Raw genomic sequence first — 17,176 nt, forward strand, 5'->3', positions numbered from 1 at the left:
ACCGCGGCCCTGCCGCCGTCTCAGAGTTTGGTGATCGGGGCGACCTTGATGAGCAGCTTTTTGGCGCCGGCGCTGTCGAAGCGCACGTGGGCGACGCGCTTGGCCCCCTCGCCGGTGACCATGTCGACGCGTCCCTCACCGAAGTCGTCGTGGCGGATGCGGTCGCCGGCGGCCAGTTCGAGGTCGCCGTTGTCGCGGATCTTCGCGGGGATGCGGTTGGCGAACTTCGTGACGTCGCCGGCGGGTCGCTCGCGCCGCGGCAGGGGCACGAGGTCGTCGCCGTACCGGGAGCCGCCCCCGCCGAACCCACCGCCGGGCCGCCGTGCGTTGAGCGCGCGGGACTGCATGCCGCCGCGGGAATTCACGTCGCCGGGCGACTGACGCCAGTCGATGAGCTCGTGCGGGATCTCCTGCAGGAAGCGGCTCGGCATCGCGACCGACACCTCGCCGAATTGGGCGCGGGTCATCGCGAGCGACAGGTGCAGGCGCTTGCGGGCCCGGGTGATCGCGACGTAGAACAGCCGGCGCTCCTCCTGCGGGCCGCCGGGTTCGCCGGCCGAGATGCGGTGCGGGATGAGGTCTTCCTCGACGCCGGTGACGAACACCGCGTCGTACTCGAGGCCCTTCGCGGTGTGCATCGTCATGAGCGAGACCGACCCCGACGCGTCGTCGAGGTCGTCGGCGTCGGAGACGAGGGCGACCTCGGTGAGGAAGTCGAGGAGGGTCCCTTCCGGGTTGTTGCGCGCGAACTCGCGGGTGACGGCGACGAGTTCGTCGAGGTTCTCGACCCGCGCCTCGTCCTGCGGGTCTTTCGAGCGCCGCAGCGCGTCGGCGTACCCCGACTTGTTGAGCAGCAGCGTGAGGCCCTCGGCGACCGAAGTGGGCGGCGCGATCTCGCCCGAGCTCGGCAGCATGATCTCGCTCGCCTCGGCGAGCACCGCATCGAGCTGCGCGATCGCCTGCTGGATCTTGGGTCCGACGCCGAGCGCCGACGCGTTCGCGAGCGCGTCGCGGAACGTGATGCCCTCCTCGGCCGCATACCGGGCGATCGCGGTCTCGGTGACGTCGCCGATGCCGCGCCGCGGCTTGTTCAGGATGCGGCGCACGCTGAGCTCGTCGGCGGGGTTGGCGACGGCGATGAGGTACGCCATGGCGTCTTTGATCTCGGCGCGCTCGTAGAACTTCGTGCCGCCCATGATCTTGTAGGGCACGGCCGAGCGGATGAAGATCTCCTCCAGCGCGCGGGACTGCGAGTTGGTGCGGTAGAACACCGCCATCTCGCTGTACGGCGCCCCGGCGCGGTGCAGCGCCTCGATCTCGTCGGCGACGAACTGCGCCTCGTCGTGCTGCGAGTAGCCGGTGAACCCGATGATCGCGTCGCCGGCGCCGACGTCGGTCCACAGCTTCTTGTCTTTGCGGTCGAAGTTGTGGCTGATGACGGCGTTCGCCGCCGACAGGATGTTCTGCGTCGACCGGTAGTTCTGTTCGAGCAGCACGACCTTCGCGCCCGGGAAGTCGCGCTCGAACTCGCTGATGTTGCGGATGTCGGCGCCGCGGAAGGCGTAGATCGACTGATCGGAGTCGCCGACGACGGTCAGCAACGCCCCCGGCTCGTCGCTCGGCGCGTCGAAGATCATCAGCCCGCCGTGCTCGGTGGGGGCGGCATCCGACCCGGGCGCGCGGGTGAGCTCGTGGATGAGCGCGTACTGCGCGTGGTTGGTGTCCTGGTACTCGTCGACGAGGATGTGCCGGAACCGGCGGCGGTATGTGTCGGCGACGGCCGGGAACGCGCGGAACAGGTACACCGTCTGCGCGATGAGGTCGTCGAAGTCGAAGGCGTTCGCCCGCTGCAGCGCGCGCTGGTAGTCGGCGAAGATGGCCGCGAACAGACGCTCGGCCGGGTCGCTCATGTTGGCCTGCCGCGCGAACGACTCGGCGTCGGCGAGCTCGTTCTTGAGCTTGGAGATGCGGCCCTGCACGGAGGCCGGGGTCATGCCGTAGGCGTCGGCCTCGTGCTCTTTCACGAGCCGCTTGACGAGGGCCCGCGAGTCGCCGGAGTCGTAGATCGTGAAGTTCTTGGTGAATCCGAACTGGTCGGCCTCGCGCCGCAGGATGCGCACGCACGCGGAGTGGAACGTCGAGATCCACATGCCGCGCACGACGTCGCCGACGAGCTGCCCGACGCGCTCGCGCATCTCGCCGGCCGCCTTGTTGGTGAACGTGATCGCGAGGATCTGGCTCGGCCAGGCTTCGCGCGAGCGCAGCAGCGAGGCGATGCGGCGGGTCAGCACGCTCGTCTTCCCCGAGCCGGCGCCGGCGACGATCAGCAGGGCGGGCCCGCGGTAGGTGACGGCCTCGCGCTGGGGCGGGTTGAGCCCGCGCAGCAGGTCGTCGTCGGGTCGTGCGCGGTCGCCGGCGGCGGCCGCGTTGACGGAACGGTCGGAGGGGGCGGATCCCGAGACGATGACGGGTTTGATCGGGTCGCTCATGTCCCGTCAAGTGTAGTTCGGGGCACCGACACCGCCTCCGCGGGGGCTACAGCAGCCGACGCTCCGAGGCCCACGCCGTCAGCTCGTGACGCGACGACAGCTGGAGCTTGCGCAGCACCGACGAGACGTGCGTCTCGACGGTCTTGATGGAGATGAACAGCTCCGACGCCACCTCCTTGTAGGCGTATCCGCGGGCGATGAGGCGCATGACCTCCTGCTCGCGGGCCGAAAGCCGGTCCAGCTCGTCGTCGATCGCCGCGGTCTCGCCCGCGACGGCGCCGAACGCATCGAGCACGAAGCCGGCCAGGCGCGGCGAGAACACGGCGTCGCCGCCGGCCACCGCGTGCGCGGCGCGACTGACCTCGACCCCCGAGGATCCCTTCGTGATGTAGCCCCGCGCGCCGGCGCGGATGACGCGCACGACGTCTTCGGCCGCATCCGACACGCTCAGCGCGAGGAACCGCGTCGGCACGCCCGCGCTCCCGCGGATGACCTCCTCGCCGCCGGTCGCGTCGACGCCGCTGCCTCCGGGCAGGTGCACGTCGAGCAGCACGACGTCGGGACGCGTGTCGCGGATGACGGCGACCGCCGAGGGGACGTCGGCGGCCTCGCCGACCACGGCGACGGTCGCGTCGAGATCGCTGCGCAGACCGGAACGGAAGATGGAGTGGTCGTCGACGATGACCACGCGGATGCTGTCAGCCACGCGTGCCACCCTCCGCGCCGACCGTGCCGACCGGCACCGTTCCGAAGTGCAGGTGTACCTCGGTTCCGGCATCCGAGGAGCGCACGGCGGCGGTTCCCCCAGCCCGCCGCATCCGCCCGAGGATCGACTGGCGCACGCCGAGCCGGTCGTCCGGGACGGCGTCGACGTCGAAGCCGTCGCCGCGGTCGCGGATGTACACGTCGACTCCGCCCGCGCCGCCCTCGATGTAGACCGACACCTCCCCGCCGGCGTGACGGGCCGCGTTGAGCATGGCCTCGCGGGCCGCCGCGGCCAGCTCGCCGCTCGCGCGTTCGGTCGACAGCCCGGCCGAGACGACGTCGATGCGCACCGGATAGTCGAGTTCGAGCGCGCCCGCGTAGTCGCGCAGGTCGGTGGGCAGATCGCTGTCGGCGGGCTGGTCGCCGTCGTACAGCCAGGCGCGCAGCTCGCGCTCCTGCGCGCGGGCGAGCCGCGCGACCTCGCTGGAGGCACCGCTGCGGTTCTGGATGAGGGCGAGCGTCTGCAGCACCGAGTCGTGCAGGTGCGCGGCCATCTCGGCACGCTGCTCCTCGCGGATGCGCCCCACGCGCTCCCCCGACAGCTCCCGCCAGCGCTCGATCAGCGTCGTCGACAGCAGCGCGATGAGCCCGACGACCGGCAGCAGCGCGATGAACACGATCGGCAGCGCGTCGACGGCGAGGCGGCGCAGCGGAATGAGGAAGGCGACGACGAGCACGACGGATGCGGCGATGCGCACCGTCGCCGCGTGGCGCGGGCCGCGCCCGGGGTCGGTGCGGTCGACGAGCGCCGCCCACATCCCCGCCGCCACGGCGAGGACGACGGCGGCCAGCGTGGTCACCGCGAGCATGGCCGGCACGTCCTGCAGGAAGGGCGGCGCGACGATCCACCACTGTCCCCACGGGTCGGAGGAGGCGATGGCCATCGGAACGAGCGCCGCGCCGGCGGCCGCCACGAGGATCCAGGCGACCGGAGCCGAGCGCGTGACGGCGGCCTGCCCGACCTCTCGGGGCGTGAGCGCCCAGCACCACACGTAGAGCAGCACGCCGGCACCCGAGCACAGCCCGAGCACGACGAACAGGGTGCGCACGACCTCGACGCGCACGCCCAGGTGGCGGGCGAGCCCCGCGCTGACACCGGTGACGACGCATTCCCGCGGCAGCTGCAGCGCCGGGCGCGGCACGGCCGGACGCACCGGCGGCCGGGGACGCGGGCCGGCGGCAGGCCGGGACGTCGGCGCGGACGGGGCCGGCGCCGGGGGCGCGGCGGAGGGTGACATGCCGCAATCCAATCACCCCGACCTGCGCACGCCGACGGACGGACGCGGGAATCAGGGGGCGCTCAGGGGATCACCCCATGGCAGGCAGGGCGCGCCGCCACGCAGGATCGAGGTATGACAGACACCTCCGTCCAGGATCCCGGGGCGCCGCAGCCGGCACCGCCGACCCCGCCGCCGGCCCGCCCGACGCGCCCGGGCGCGTCCGACGGGTTCTTCGCGTGGACGGCCGGGCTCGGCGTCGTGCGCGGCGACGGCTGGATCGGCGGTGTCGCCGCCGGCGCGGCCGCGCGGCTGCGGATCGACCCGCTCATCGTGCGCGGCATCCTCGTCGTCGTGGGGCTCTTCGGCTTCCCCGTGCTGTTCCTCTATGCGATCGCGTGGGCTCTGCTGCCCGACCTGGAGGGACGAATCCCGCTGCAGGACGCGCTGCGCGGGCGGTTCGTCGCCGCGCACGCCGGCATCCTCGCGTGCCTGCTGCTGGGACTGCTGCCGGCGCCGCTTGCCGTGTTCGTCGGTGCACCGACGTGGTGGTCGTTCGCGGGTGCCGGCGGGGTGTTCACGGCGCTGAGCGTGCTGTGGATGCTGGGGCTCGTCGCCCTCGCCGGCGGCCTGCTGTTCGTCGTGATCCGCGGCGCGGTGGCCGCCGGACGCCCCGTGTCGAACGCGTCCGCCGCCACGGAGACGGCTCCCTCCACCCCCACCATCCCGGCCTCTGAGACCGCACCGCGCACGGCTTCCGCCGCGGACTCGGACGCGTCCGCGGCGCCGACCGATTCGGGAACGGTCGAGTCCGCGGGCGCCCTCGCGGCTGCGGACGACGACGCCCCGTTCGACGAGATGGCCGCGTGGCGCGCGCAGCACGCGGCGTGGAAGGTGGAGTCGGAGGCCTGGCGACGCGAGCAGCAGGATCTCGCCCGCACCGCGCGCGATCAGGCGCGCCGCGAGCGGCACGCCCACGCAGCCGCGTTCACCGCGGAGGCCGCCGAGCGTCGCCGCATCCGCCGACTCACCAAGCCCCGCACGCCGTTCGCCTACGTCGCCGCCCTCGTCGGTCTCGCTGTGCTCGTGGGCACGCTCACCGCGCTCGCGGCCGACGGGATGTTCGCCGTCGCGCAGGGCCTGTTCTGGGGCGCGCTCGTGCTGGCCGCCGCGATGGTCGTCGCGGGGGCGCTGCGGTGGCGCAGCGGATTCGTCGCCTTCGCCACGATGCTGACCCTCGCCGGCGGGCTGGTGGCGACGGCCGTTCCGACCGTGCTCGCGATGCACGCGGGCAGCTACGGGATCTCGAACATCGGCGATGCGCAGCCTTATCCGCGGGATGCCCCGTTCCGGCAGCCGTGGGGCGACCTGAGCGTCTACCTCGACGACACCGGGTCGAGCATCCCGCTGCACATCGACAAGGGCATGGGCACGACGTGGATCACCGTCGAGCCGGGCGTCGAACTCGTCGTCGAGGCGACCACGACCGACGAGAGCGAGCTCTACCTCTCCGACGACGACGGCAACACGCGTCGCCTGGCCGACGAGGCCCGCACCCAGAACGACCGGCTCTCCGACGGGCGCACGCGCTCGACCGCCGTCCTCGCCGCGGCCGATGCGCCGATCACCACCCGGCAGACGCTCGTCATCACGCAGGACGTCGGCCCGATCCAGATCCGTCTGCTGCCGGCCGCCGACGCCGACTCCGCGGGCACCGCCGACGCCCTCGAGGGAGAGAACCGATGAGCGACCCCACCACCGATACGAACGCCGACACCGCCGCCGAGACCGTCGTGCTCTCACTCGAGTCAGATGCCGCACCCGCTGAGGCCGAGACGGCTTCCGCCGCACCCCTCCGTGCCCGCACCCGCTGGGCGGGGATCGTCTGGGGGCTCGTCTTCGCCGGGCTCGCGGCCGCCGGTCTGTGGCTCACCGCATCCGACGGCAGGGCCGACGACCTGGCGGCATGGATCTCAGGGCTCGATGTCGCGACCGCCGTCGGCTACGGCCTGCTGGCCGTCGGCGCCCTCGTGCTCGTCACGGGTCTCGTCGGCCTGCTGCGCCGCGCGCAGCGCGCCATCGCCGCCCGCTCCACGGGCGCATAACTCAGGCAGAGCAGGACGCGCGAGAATGGCACCATGCGCACGCTCCTGAACATCATCTGGATCATCTTCGCGGGGTTCTGGCTGTTCCTCGGCTATGTCCTGGCCGGCGTGCTGCTGTGCATCCCGATCATCACGATCCCGTGGGCGATCGCGTCGTTGCGCACGGCGGGGTACGTCATCTGGCCGTTCGGCCGGACGATCGTCGCCAAGCCCACGGCGGGCGTCGGCTCGTTCCTCGGGAACGTCGTCTGGGTGATCCTCGCGGGCTGGTGGCTCGCGCTCGGCCACCTGACGAGCGGCATCGCGCTGTGCCTCACGATCATCGGCATCCCCATGGCCATCGCCGACTTCAAGATGATCCCGATCTCGCTCATGCCGCTCGGCAAGGACATCGTCTCGACCCGCGAGGGTGCCTTCGCCTGACGGCGGATGCCGGATGCCGGATGCCGGGGCGCCCGCGACGGGCGAGCCCCGGCATCATCGCTCACGCGACGACGTCGACGACCACCTCGGCGGCGGCCGCGGCCTTGCGCGCCGAGTACTCCTTGACGCCGATGATCGCGAGCGCCGAGACCGCGAAGCCCGCCACCAGCGCGACGACGAACAGCAGCGGGTGGCCGATGAGCGGCAGCACCCAGATGCCTCCGTGCGGCGCCAGCTGCCCGACGCCGAACGCCATCACGAGTCCGCCGGCGACGGCCCCGCCGAGCATGAACGACGGGATCATGCGGAGCGGATCGGATGCCGCGAACGGGATCGCGCCCTCCGAGATGAACGAGGCTCCCAGCAGCCAGCAGGACTTGCCGGACTCACGCTCCTGCTTCGTCCACAGCTTCGGGCGCACGACGGTCGCCAGCGCGATCGCCAGCGGCGGAACCATCCCGGCCGCCATGACGGCGGCCATGATCTGCGCCGGCGCATCGGCGGCGGTGGCCGCATTGACCAGTCCCGTCGTGGCGAACACGTACGCGACCTTGTTGACCGGGCCGCCCAGATCGAAGCACTGCATCAGCCCGAGGATGACGCCCAGCAGGATCGCGCTGCCTCCGCTGAGCGAGGTCAGGGCGACCGTGAGCGTGTCGTTGATCCACTTCATCGGCGGTCCGATGACGAGCACCGTCGCGACGCTCGTGACGGCGACCGAGATGAGCGGGATGACGACGACCGGCATGATCCCGCGGACGCCCGCCGGCACCTTCCAGCGCGAGATCCACAGCGCCAGGTAGCCGCCGAGGAAACCCGTGACGATGCCGCCGAGGAAGCCCGCGCCGACCAGGCCCGCGACGAAGCCGCCGACGAAGCCCGGCGCGATGCCGGGGCGGTCGGCGATCCCGTAGGCGATGTAGCCCGACAACGCCGGGACGAGGAAGGCGAACGACCACTTGCCCACCCAGAACAGCAGCACGGCCCACGACTGCGCGGACAGCCAGGAGAAGTCGGAGGAGAGCCAGGCCATGAGCGCCGTGGGGTCGGAGCCGTCGACGACCCCGGTGACCTCGATGGCGCCGTTGCTGGGCCAGGCGACCGTCGCGATGAGGAACCCGATGGCGATGAGGATGCCTCCTGCGGCGACGAACGGGATCATGTGCGAGACGCCGGTCATGAGGGCCCGGCGGATGCCGCTGCCCCGGCCCTCGCGACGGACGGGGACGTCCTGCGCCGGCACGACCTCCACCGCCACGTCGGGCGAGAAGGCCTCGACGGCGGCGACCGCCTCGTCGAGCACGCGCGCCGCGTCGCTGACGCCGCGCTTGACGCCGACGCTGACGGTGGGCTTGCCGGCGAATCGCTCCTTGTTCTTCACTTCGAGGTCGGCGGCGAACACGACGCCGTCTGCTCCTGCGATGAGGGCAGGATCGAGTGGGGTCGCGCCGATCGCGCCCTGCGTCTCGACCGAGATCTCGTGCCCGGCCGCGGCGGCGGCCTGTTCGAGTGCCTCGGCGGCCATGTACGTGTGCGCGATGCCGGTGGGGCACGACGTCACTGCGACGAACTTCATCGTCTTCGTCTCCTTGCTGTGCGGTGGGTGGTGGGGTGGTGCTGTGCAGGTGGTGCGGTGTCGGCGGGTCACACGACGAGCACATCGACGCCGGCCGAACGGATCTCGTCGACCAGCTCCGGCTCGGCGGCGCTGTCGGTGATCAGGAGGTCGATGTCCTCGAGCGGGCATATCACTCCGAAGTCGGTGCGCCCGAGTTTCGTGTGGTCGGCGAGGAGGATCACGCGCTCCGCGTGGCGCACCATGGCCCGCTTGACGGCCGCCTCGCGCAGGTCGGGGGCGCACAGGCCTCTGCCGACCGACACGGCGTTCGTCCCGACGAAAGCGACGTCGATCGCCGTCTCGGCGTAGGCGCGTTCGGCCCAGGAGCCGACGGCGGCGAGGGTGAGGGAGCGGATCTCACCACCGGCGAGGTGCAGGGTGATGCCCGAACGGGCTGCGAGCGCGGGGATGAGCGCGGGCGCGTGCGTGATGACCGTGAGCGCGACGTCGTCGGGCAGCAGATCCACCATGCGTGACACCGACGTGCCCGCGTCGAAGGACACCGACCCACCGTCGGGCAGCTCGGAAAGGGCAGCGCGCGCGATGCGCTCCTTCTCGTCCTGCTGCGCGTGGGTACGGTCGGCGAGGCTCGGCTCGTATCCGAGCCGAGCCAGCGGGATCGCTCCCCCGTACACGCGGTGCACGAGCCCCTTGCGCTCGAGCGAGGTCAGGTCGCGCCGGATCGTCTCGGCCGTGACGTCGAAGCGCTCGGCGAGCGCGGCGACCTCGACGCGGCCGTCGGCGCGGGCGGCGTCGATGATGAGGCTCTGTCGGATCGATGACTTCATCGTGGTGACTCCGGTGTCTGCTCGATGGCCGTGGGGGCGGCTACAGTGACGCGAGGTACGCGTCGGGGTCGGCGGAGAAGAGCTCCGCTCGATCGATCTGCTCGTCCGTCGGGGTGACGCCGGTGTACAGCGCGAACTGCTCCTTGGCCTGACGCACCATCACCTGGTCGCCGGTGATGACCGTCTTGCCCTCGCTGCGCGCCAGTTTCACGAGCGGCGTGTCGGCGGGCAGATAGACGACGTCGAACACGTAGTCGGCCGCGCGGACGGCATCCGCGTCGAAGGAGAGCGCATCGGCCTCGGGGCCGCCCGCCATCCCGACCGGGGTCGCGTTGATCAGGAGTCCCGGCCGGCGTCCGCCGAGCTCGGAGTCCGCCTCGACACCGTACCGCGCGGCGAGCAGCCGACCTCGCTCGAGGTCGGTCGGTGCGAGCACGACGCCGTCGCGGAAGCCCGCGTCGGTGAGCGCGGCGAGCACGGCCTTCGCCATGCCGCCCGCACCGAACAGGGCGAATGTCGTGGTCGGCGGCACCGCGTAGTCGTCCAGGAGGGTCCGCACGGCGATGAAGTCGGTGTTCAGCCCGGTGAGCCGGCCCCCGTCGTTGACGATGGTGTTGACGGAGTCGATCGCGCGGGCCGAGTCCTCCAGCGCGTCGAGGAACGGGATGCAGGACTCCTTGTACGGCATGGACACGCTCGCACCTCGGATGCCGAGCGAGCGGATGCCGCCGATCGTGGCCCCGATATCGGACGAGCTGAACGACTTGTAGAGGTAGTTCAGGCGGAGCTCGGCGTAGAGGAAGTTGTGGAAGCGATTCCCGTGGTTGCCCGGCCGCGCGGCCAGCGAGATGCACATGACGGTGTCCCGGTCGACCATGTTCACCATTGGACGTTCCCTTCGTCTTCGAAGTCGGACGGTATCTTCTGCAAATCCGACGTTGTTTTTATTGATTTTACGTTGCTTTCTGTCTGTTTGCCTAGTCTCTTGTGATTCTTTCCTCAGATTTGGCGGCAAAGCACACAAGAATGCAGATCCATCGGGCATCTGTTGTGAGGCAACGACGGCCGCGCGGACTCCTCCTGCGGCCGCGGACGCCACCCGACGGGTCCACCGGCGGACGTCACCGAACGACACATCGCGGAACCACAGGAAATGCGCGCGACAGTCCGGCGCCCGGCGCGTTAGCGTGGGGTCATCGCGGCGATCCGGGCGGTCCCGGGCACCGGCTCATACCCGGTCGCGTTGCGGGTTCGACTCCCGCCGTCGCGTCCACTCCCGACTAGCCCGGGAACTTCTCCCAGTGCCCCTCCGACACGACCGTCGCGGCGCCGCCGACGACGCTGATCGCGGTCGCGTCGTCGATCGCGTACGCCCGGTGCGGCATCCGCGCGGCCCACTCCCGGGCCTTCTCCCGGGTGTTCTCCGTCCAGCCGGGGTAGTCGACGTGGGGGAAGATCGCGAAGTCCACGACGCCGAGCGTCCGGTCGCCGTCGCCGGGCCGCCAGTCGACGAACTCGTCACCGATGCGAGGCGTCAGCACCATGCTGCCCGCGCTGACGCCCACCCAGACGGTGTCGTCGAGCGCGGGGAGCAGGTCGGCGAGCCCTGATTCCCGCATCCAATGGGCGAGGTAGACGGCCTCGCCGCCGTCGACGAGCAGCACGTCGGCGTCCCGCACCCAGGGAGTCCAGCGCTCCGGCCCGATGCTGGGCAAGGCGGTGAGCTCCAGGATGCCGACCGACCGCCAGCCGAGATCGACGAGACCGGCCCTTCCGGACGAACGGCCGGATGTCGTGCGCCACACCGACTGCGGCGAGCAGGCGGGCTGGCCCCACTGCGCCGTGGGGATGAGGAGCGCGTCGCTGTCGGCGATGTCCTTTCCGAGCAGGCGGGTCAGCTCGGCGCGGATCGTGTCGTTCGTGATCCCGCCCGAGGTCAGCAGCAGCTTCACGGGTGTCCCTTCTCGTGTCCGCCCGTCCTCCCCCGTCGGCGGCGCCGCGCGACAGACCGCGCCGTGACGGAGGACGCCAGTACGGTGTCGTCATGGGAGTGCACCGCGCGCGCATCGTCGAGACCGTCGACCCGCAGGGGCGCGGGCGCGTGCAGATCGCACTGCCGTCGACGGATGCGCTACTGTGGGCGCCCACTGTCGTGCCGTTCGCGGCGTTCACCGCCGCCGTCACCGAGATCGGGGCGGACGTGTGGGTCGCCTTCGAAGCCGACGACCCCGATCGACCCGTCGTGCTCGGCCTCGTCGAGCCGCCACCACGCACCCCCGCGCGGGCGCGCGACCGAGAGGCGCTCGGCGACGCCTGGGACCGGGGCCATGCAGCCGGCAGCGCCGACGCCGCCGCCGACGGCGACACGACGAACCCGTATCGCTAGCGCGGGACTCCCTGGCGATTGGCAGGAGCGCGGCCTAGCCTGGCGGCATCCGACCACGTCGGACCGACCGCGACCGAGGAGGATCCATGCGACGCATCACGGCAGCGACGGCGATCGTCGGACTCGCCCTCATCCTGACCGCCTGCGCGACGGAGGCTCCGATGTCCGACCCCACGCCCACTCCGACCTCGAGCACGCGGCCCCCGCTGGCGACGACCACCCCCGGACCGATCACCCCGACCGGCACGCCCGCCGACGTCCCGGCCGCGCGCTGGAGCGCGATCGAAGACGACCTGGTGGCGCGCGGTGTCGCCGGTGAGCCGGTGCTCGTCTCGGCCGAGAACGTCACCTTCAACGACGGGTCGCTCGGCTGCGCCGAGCCGGGCCAGGCCTACACGCAGGCGATCGTCGAGGGCATGCGCGTGGTCGTGCAGGTCGACGGCACCGCCTACGACTACCGCTTCGGCGCCGGCGACTCCCCCAAGCTCTGCACCCGCTGACCTCCCGGGCGGATGCCGGGCCCCGGGTGACGGCATCCGCACCGCGCGGGGCCTCACGGCGCCGGTATGTCACACGAATGGTGCCTCCGGCATCCGCGGCGCGGCACATCGTGTGACACGCGTCAGGGCCATGTCACACGAACGGCCGCTCCGGCATCCGCGGCACGGCGCATCGTGTGACACGCACCCCCGCGGCGTCACGCGGACGGCCCGCCCGGCATCTGCGGCGCCAAGGCGGGCTCCTCGACGCGTGTCACACGAATGGCGCCTCCAGCATCGGCTGCACGGCACATCCCGTGACACGCGTCCGGGCCATGTCACACGAACGGCCTCCCCGGCATCCGTGGCACGGCACATCGTGTGACACGCGCCGCAACACCGCTACCGCCCCCCAACCCAACCCCACACAGCACCGGAGGGGCGGGCGCTTGCGCGCACCGCCCCTCCGGCATCGGGGAGAGGTCTACTTCACCTTCACCAGCAGCGCCTCGTCGGAGCCCGACTGGTTGTCGGGGACGACGATCATGGCGCCCAGCGGCTTCTGCGCCTCGTACGCGGCACCGTTCACCGCGAGCGAGACGTCGGCCTTGCCGCGCTTGGGCACGGTGACGTACTGACCGTTGGAGATCGCCGGCGCGGTGTGGTCATACGTCGCCCACCCGTCGACGGTGTCTTCGCCGCCGGAGGTGACGCTGAACGCCTGCACCGTGTAATCGAACGCACCCGTGAGGCCCAGCTGGCTCGCCGTGACCGGCAGCAGGATGGTGCTGCTGTCGGTGGGCGCCTGCGCGAGGAACCCGGTGGCGAACAGGGCACCGGTCGAGATGTTCTGCGCGAACACCTCGGTGATGCCGTTGACGTCACCGGCGCGCACCGCTCCGGAGTCGTACGAGAACACGACCCAGTCGGCCTGACCGTCGCGGTTCACGTCGAGGACGACGTCGAACTCGTTGCCGGCCGCGTTCGACCAGCGCTTGTGGGTGTTCACCGCGAACACGAGCACCTGGTCGTCGCCGTCGGCCCACGACTGCACACCGGCGGCGCGGATGTCGTAGCCGGTGTCGGCGAGCGCCTTCGACGCGTCCTTGTCGTCGGACAGGCCCCACGTGTACACGTCGGCGGCCGCGTCGATCGCGCCCAGCGTGTTGCGCAGGGTCACAGACTTGGTGCCGTCTGCGACGGCCTGCTTCTTGCCGAACCACGGCGCGGACGACCCGGTGGTCACCTTGCTGTTCGAGCGGGGTACGAGCAGGTAGGGCACCCGCAGGGTCGAGTCCGCCGAGGTCAGCACGACGTCACCGGAGATCTCGGAGAACGAGAACTGGTCGTCGGCCGACAGCGAGCCCGGCACGTCCTTGGCAGCCGCGGCGACCGTGACGATGAGCTTGGCCGTGCCGCCCGGGCGCACCGTCAGCTTCTTGCTGCTGACGTTCACCGACGCCTTCTGCGACTGCGCCGACGGAGCGGTCGACACCTGGTAGGTGACGGGCTGGTCGCCCTCGTTCTTGACCGTGACGGTCTTGACGCCGCCGAAGCCCAGCACCGACTCCTGGAAGCCGAAGCTCAGCGCCGACTCGCGCGCCCAGCCACTCTCGGTGCGGAACGCGTCACCGGTCGCCGTGACCTTCGTCGCGACCGCCTGGGCGGTGTCGACGAGGCCGACGCCACCACGGGTGAGCGACTGACCGGCGACCTTGTCGGGGTCGGCGGTGGAGACGATCGCCGCCGACACCTGTGGGGCCGACCAGTCCGGGTGGGACTCGACGGTCAGCGCCGCGACGCCCGCGACGTGCGGGGCCGCCATCGAGGTGCCCGACAGGATGGCCGCGCCGTTGCCGGAGCCGACGTCGGCCGAGGCGATCGAGACGCCGGGGGCGGCGACATCCGGGCTGATCGCGCTGTCGCCCGAGCGGGGGCCCGACGAGCTGAACGACGCGTAGGAGCGGAAGCCGGGGTTGCCGATCTGGGCGGCCTCGAAGGTCGCCGTGGCACCGGTGGTGAACACCGCGCCGTCCGAGGACCGCACACCCAGGAACGGGATGTCGACCGTGTACCGCTCACCCGTGTCGGGGTTCGACGTGATGCGTCCCTCGTAGGGCGGCAGCGTGTCGGCGTTGTTGACCATGAGCACGGCGGCGGCGCCGGCCTGGTCTCCGAACAGACCCTTGGCGACGCGGGCGCAGGTGCCGCGTTCGACGACGGCGAGCTGGCCCCCGCCGGGCACGATGCCGGCGTCGGTGAACGCCTGCGCCGAGCAGCCCAGGGCGTTCGCGCCGGTCAGTCGCACGACGGTGAGCTCGCCCAGGCCCTCGACCGACTCGCCGTTGGCGTTGATGGCCTCGATCTCCTGACCGGCGATCGTGATCTTCGCACCCGGGAACGTCTCGGAGCTGTCGATCGCCGACACCGCGATGACACCGTCGCCGGTGCCCGGTGAGCCGGTGAGGTACGGACTCGGGCCGGAGTTGCCGGCGGATGCCACGACCACCACACCCGCGCCGACCGCGTTGGCGGCCGCGACGGCGTCGGGGTCGTCCCCGCGGCCGAACGACGAGCCGAGCGACATGTTGACGACGTCCATGCCGTTCTCGACGGCCCAGTCCAGGGCGGGGACGACGACGTCGGTCGAACCGTCGCAGCCGAAGACGCGCACAGCGTACAGGTCGGCCTGCGGCGCGACGCCCGGGCCGACGAGGAAGTCGTTCGACGGGGTCGTCGTGTCGTACGGGCCGGCATAGGTGGCGCCGTCGACGGTCACGCCGGATCCGCCGGTGGTCCCGGCGACGTGGGAGCCGTGGCCCTGGCAGTCGAGCGGGTTGTCGTCGGGCACGGGGATGAGCGCGTCGCCCTCGCCGCCCGCGTCGTACGCGTCGCCGACGAGGTCGATGCCGCCCTTCACGCGCGGCGCGTCGGGGCCGAACAGCGCGGGGTCGGCGGGTTGGGTCGACGATGCCGCGGCCGCCTCGAACGCTTCGACCGTGCCGGGGCCGCCGAAGGTGGCGTGCGTGTAGTCGATGCCGGTGTCGAGGATGGCGACCTTGACGTTCTGGCCGGTGTAGCCGGTGGACTCCCACACCTGGGGCACGCCGAGGTAGGGCACAGACACGGCGTTCTCGAGTTCGTAGGTGCGCACCGGGTGGATCGCGACGACGTTGGGCAGCGTGGCGACGGCGTCGACCTGGTCGGCCGGGATGGTGGCCTGGATGCCGTTGTACGCCGACTGCATCTCCGCTTCGACCTCGCCGCCCTTGTCGGCGACGGCATCCGAGACGGGCGCCTGCTTCTGCTCCAGATCGCCCTTGATCTGGTCCTTCTCCCCGTCGGAGAGTTCTCGTCCGTGCTCGGCCTCGACGACGGCCACGGGGTCACCGGTCATCTCGATGATGACTTTGACCGTGCCGTCGGAGGAGATCGCCGACGCCTGGAACGTCGAGTCGATCTGACCCGCGGAATCCGAGCGGGGCAGACGCGACGAGGGATCCTCGTCGGTTGCGGCGAAGGCCGCGGTTGCGGGCAGTGTCAGCGCGAGGGCGCCGACGGCCGCGAGGATGCGTCGATGCAAGAGGGAACCGCCTTTCGTGAGGGGCATGACCGACCCGCGGGATGTGCGGGGGCTGACAGGAGGCTATGCATCCGCCGAGATTCACAGGGGAACCATGAGAAAAGTTTCATTCTCATTGGCACTCGGTCCCACCTGCGCTATGGCCGCTGTCGCGCATGCCCCGCGCTATCGTGACGAGCGATGCCCGCGCCCTCCGCACCACGCTTCGGCGACACGATCCCGATGCCCGACGGCGTGCCACTGCGCGCCGTCACGTTCCGCCGGCCGACCGCCCCCACGCCGGGCGCCGAGACGATGCTGCAGCTGATCGGCGTCACCGATCCCGGCGCGATCGACGCGATGCTGCTGCGCCCCGACGGCGTCGACGGGGCATCGCTCACGCTGCACCTGCCCGACGACCTCGTCGCCGGGTATGGATTCGTCACCGCCGAGCACATCCCGCGCGACGCGGCGGACGACTTCTTCGCCTGGATCGCGGTGCTGCAGTCGGCCAGGCCGGATCCGGCCGTGGCCGAACGCATCCCCGACCAGCTCGGCGGAACCGCCTCCGTCCTGCGGATGCCGGGTTCCCGACGCCATCCCGCCGAGCTCCCGGATGCCGCATCCCTGCGCCGGTACGTCCGCACACCGATCGACCTCGGCGCCGACGGCGTCGCGACGGTGCTCGTGCCGGATTCCGCGCCGGGCGCCGGGGCCGTCCGCGTGCTCGTGCTCTTCGACGCCGAGAACTGGGCGCAACTCCCCCTCGCCGACGACCTGTCGCGGCATCCGCTCGGCGACACCGCTGTGCTGCTGATGCCGTCCGGCGACCCCTACCGCCGGTTCGCTACCCTGCCCGACCGGGCCGCCGTCGCCGACTGGACGCGGCGAGCTCTGGCCGGGGCCCAGGATGCCGGGGCGTTCGGCGAGACTCCGGTCGCCGCGATCACGGCGGCGGGGCAGAGCTACGGTGCGCTGGCCGCCGTCGGGCTCGTGCTCGACGGCATCGCCGGTGCCGCGATCGCCCAGTCCGGGTCGTTCGAGCAGCGCGCCGACACGACGGCGGGCGAGGAGGGCGACCGGCCCGGCGACCTCATCGAGGCGCTCGCGACGACGCCGCTGCCGCAAGCGCGGTTCGTCGTGCAGCACGGCTCACTCGAACCCGTCGCCTCATGCGTCGCGCCACTGTTCGCGGCCGCGGCCCGTGACGCCGGCGCCGCCGTGCTCGAGCGGGAGTACCGCGGCGGGCACGACTACGCCTGGTGGCGCACCGGACTGCTCGACGGACTCGACGCGCTCGAGGAGCTGCGCGGCCTGCCACCCGTGTCGCACGCATCGGCCTGA

Annotated in this window: 14 protein-coding genes and 1 tRNA gene; 7 read left to right on the forward strand and 8 right to left on the reverse strand. The window is 71.6% G+C overall.

The genetic code is table 11. The features are described 5' to 3' along the window. Positions 1-20: 20 nt before the first annotated feature. Genes C7474_RS12215 through C7474_RS12225 form a run of 3 tightly spaced genes read right to left on the reverse strand, consistent with a single transcriptional unit; the run spans position 21 to position 4,492 of the window. Positions 21-2,489, reverse strand: coding sequence for an ATP-dependent helicase (locus tag C7474_RS12215; RefSeq protein WP_121060325.1), 2,469 nt, complete (start codon positions 2,487-2,489; stop codon positions 21-23). Positions 2,490-2,535: 46 nt separating this feature from the next. Continuing rightward, positions 2,536-3,195, reverse strand: a complete 660-nt coding sequence (locus C7474_RS12220) for a LuxR C-terminal-related transcriptional regulator (protein WP_121060326.1) — start codon at positions 3,193-3,195, stop codon at positions 2,536-2,538. Then, entirely contained in the window at positions 3,188-4,492 is a 1,305-nt protein-coding gene (locus tag C7474_RS12225; protein WP_121060327.1) for an ATP-binding protein, read from the reverse strand. The genes C7474_RS12220 and C7474_RS12225 overlap by 8 nt, the downstream gene beginning before the upstream one ends. Before the next feature lie 114 nt (positions 4,493-4,606). Here C7474_RS12225 and C7474_RS12230 point away from each other — a divergent pair, with 114 nt between their 5' ends. From C7474_RS12230 to C7474_RS12240, 3 genes are read left to right on the forward strand one after another with little or no spacing between them, the layout of a single operon-like run. After that, complete coding sequence (locus C7474_RS12230) at positions 4,607-6,217, forward strand: PspC domain-containing protein (protein ID WP_121060328.1); 1,611 nt, start codon at positions 4,607-4,609, stop codon at positions 6,215-6,217. After that, positions 6,214-6,576, forward strand: coding sequence for a hypothetical protein (locus tag C7474_RS12235; RefSeq protein WP_121060329.1), 363 nt, complete (start codon positions 6,214-6,216; stop codon positions 6,574-6,576). The genes C7474_RS12230 and C7474_RS12235 overlap by 4 nt, the downstream gene beginning before the upstream one ends. Before the next feature lie 33 nt (positions 6,577-6,609). Continuing rightward, positions 6,610-6,999: a YccF domain-containing protein gene (locus C7474_RS12240; RefSeq protein WP_121060330.1), complete on the forward strand. Its 390-nt coding sequence runs from the start codon at positions 6,610-6,612 to the stop codon at positions 6,997-6,999. Between the two features lie 61 nt (positions 7,000-7,060). Here C7474_RS12240 and C7474_RS12245 read toward each other — a convergent pair whose 3' ends face one another. The 3 genes from C7474_RS12245 to C7474_RS12255 all read right to left on the reverse strand — a co-directional run bounded on the left by C7474_RS12245 (position 7,061) and on the right by C7474_RS12255 (position 10,282). Next, complete coding sequence (locus C7474_RS12245) at positions 7,061-8,575, reverse strand: PTS fructose transporter subunit IIC (RefSeq protein ID WP_121060331.1); 1,515 nt, start codon at positions 8,573-8,575, stop codon at positions 7,061-7,063. 68 nt (positions 8,576-8,643) lie between these two features. Then, complete coding sequence (locus C7474_RS12250) at positions 8,644-9,405, reverse strand: DeoR/GlpR family DNA-binding transcription regulator (RefSeq protein WP_121060332.1); 762 nt, start codon at positions 9,403-9,405, stop codon at positions 8,644-8,646. Between the two features lie 40 nt (positions 9,406-9,445). Continuing rightward, on the reverse strand, positions 9,446-10,282 hold the full coding sequence (locus C7474_RS12255) for a shikimate 5-dehydrogenase (protein WP_422385803.1): 837 nt from the start codon (positions 10,280-10,282) through the stop codon (positions 9,446-9,448). 320 nt (positions 10,283-10,602) lie between these two features. Between C7474_RS12255 and C7474_RS15060 the strand changes: the two genes are divergently transcribed. Further along, a tRNA-Met gene (locus C7474_RS15060) sits at positions 10,603-10,678 on the forward strand. Between the two features lie 7 nt (positions 10,679-10,685). Here C7474_RS15060 and C7474_RS12260 read toward each other — a convergent pair. Further along, on the reverse strand, positions 10,686-11,357 hold the full coding sequence (locus C7474_RS12260; RefSeq protein WP_121060334.1) for a Type 1 glutamine amidotransferase-like domain-containing protein: 672 nt from the start codon (positions 11,355-11,357) through the stop codon (positions 10,686-10,688). Between the two features lie 92 nt (positions 11,358-11,449). On the opposite strand from C7474_RS12260, the gene C7474_RS12265 reads away from it, so the two are divergent. Further along, on the forward strand, positions 11,450-11,791 hold the full coding sequence (locus tag C7474_RS12265) for a phage baseplate assembly protein V (RefSeq protein WP_121060335.1): 342 nt from the start codon (positions 11,450-11,452) through the stop codon (positions 11,789-11,791). An 86-nt stretch (positions 11,792-11,877) separates the two neighbouring features. Further along, a complete protein-coding gene (locus C7474_RS12270; RefSeq protein ID WP_121060336.1) occupies positions 11,878-12,291 on the forward strand; it encodes a hypothetical protein in 414 nt (137 codons plus the stop codon). A gap of 463 nt (positions 12,292-12,754) precedes the next feature. Here the strand turns inward: C7474_RS12270 and C7474_RS12275 are convergent, their stop codons facing one another. Then, positions 12,755-15,880 (reverse strand): S8 family peptidase, encoded by a 3,126-nt coding sequence (locus C7474_RS12275; RefSeq protein ID WP_121060337.1) that lies wholly within the window; start codon positions 15,878-15,880, stop codon positions 12,755-12,757. A 153-nt stretch (positions 15,881-16,033) separates the two neighbouring features. On the opposite strand from C7474_RS12275, the gene C7474_RS12280 reads away from it, so the two are divergent. Continuing rightward, positions 16,034-17,176 (forward strand): enterochelin esterase domain-containing protein, encoded by a 1,143-nt coding sequence (locus tag C7474_RS12280; protein ID WP_121060338.1) that lies wholly within the window; start codon positions 16,034-16,036, stop codon positions 17,174-17,176.

Origin of the sequence: Microbacterium telephonicum (genome assembly GCF_003651225.1) — a bacterium.
Taxonomy (GTDB): Bacteria; Actinomycetota; Actinomycetes; order Actinomycetales; family Microbacteriaceae; genus Microbacterium; species Microbacterium telephonicum.

What these genes read in the sequence shown, in the direction of transcription:
- C7474_RS12225 (WP_121060327.1), bottom strand. Translation starts at nt 4,492, where the DNA reads ATGTCACCCTCCGCCGCGCCCCCGGCGCCGGCCCCGTCCGCGCCGACG.
- C7474_RS12275 (WP_121060337.1), bottom strand. Translation starts at nt 15,880, where the DNA reads ATGCCCCTCACGAAAGGCGGTTCCCTCTTGCATCGACGCATCCTCGCG.
- C7474_RS12280 (WP_121060338.1), top strand. Translation starts at nt 16,034, where the DNA reads ATGCCCGCGCCCTCCGCACCACGCTTCGGCGACACGATCCCGATGCCC.
- C7474_RS12270 (WP_121060336.1), top strand. Translation starts at nt 11,878, where the DNA reads ATGCGACGCATCACGGCAGCGACGGCGATCGTCGGACTCGCCCTCATC.
- C7474_RS12230 (WP_121060328.1), top strand. Translation starts at nt 4,607, where the DNA reads ATGACAGACACCTCCGTCCAGGATCCCGGGGCGCCGCAGCCGGCACCG.
- C7474_RS12255 (WP_422385803.1), bottom strand. Translation starts at nt 10,282, where the DNA reads ATGGTCGACCGGGACACCGTCATGTGCATCTCGCTGGCCGCGCGGCCG.
- C7474_RS12240 (WP_121060330.1), top strand. Translation starts at nt 6,610, where the DNA reads ATGCGCACGCTCCTGAACATCATCTGGATCATCTTCGCGGGGTTCTGG.
- C7474_RS12235 (WP_121060329.1), top strand. Translation starts at nt 6,214, where the DNA reads ATGAGCGACCCCACCACCGATACGAACGCCGACACCGCCGCCGAGACC.
- C7474_RS12215 (WP_121060325.1), bottom strand. Translation starts at nt 2,489, where the DNA reads ATGAGCGACCCGATCAAACCCGTCATCGTCTCGGGATCCGCCCCCTCC.
- C7474_RS12265 (WP_121060335.1), top strand. Translation starts at nt 11,450, where the DNA reads ATGGGAGTGCACCGCGCGCGCATCGTCGAGACCGTCGACCCGCAGGGG.
- C7474_RS12250 (WP_121060332.1), bottom strand. Translation starts at nt 9,405, where the DNA reads ATGAAGTCATCGATCCGACAGAGCCTCATCATCGACGCCGCCCGCGCC.
- C7474_RS12245 (WP_121060331.1), bottom strand. Translation starts at nt 8,575, where the DNA reads ATGAAGTTCGTCGCAGTGACGTCGTGCCCCACCGGCATCGCGCACACG.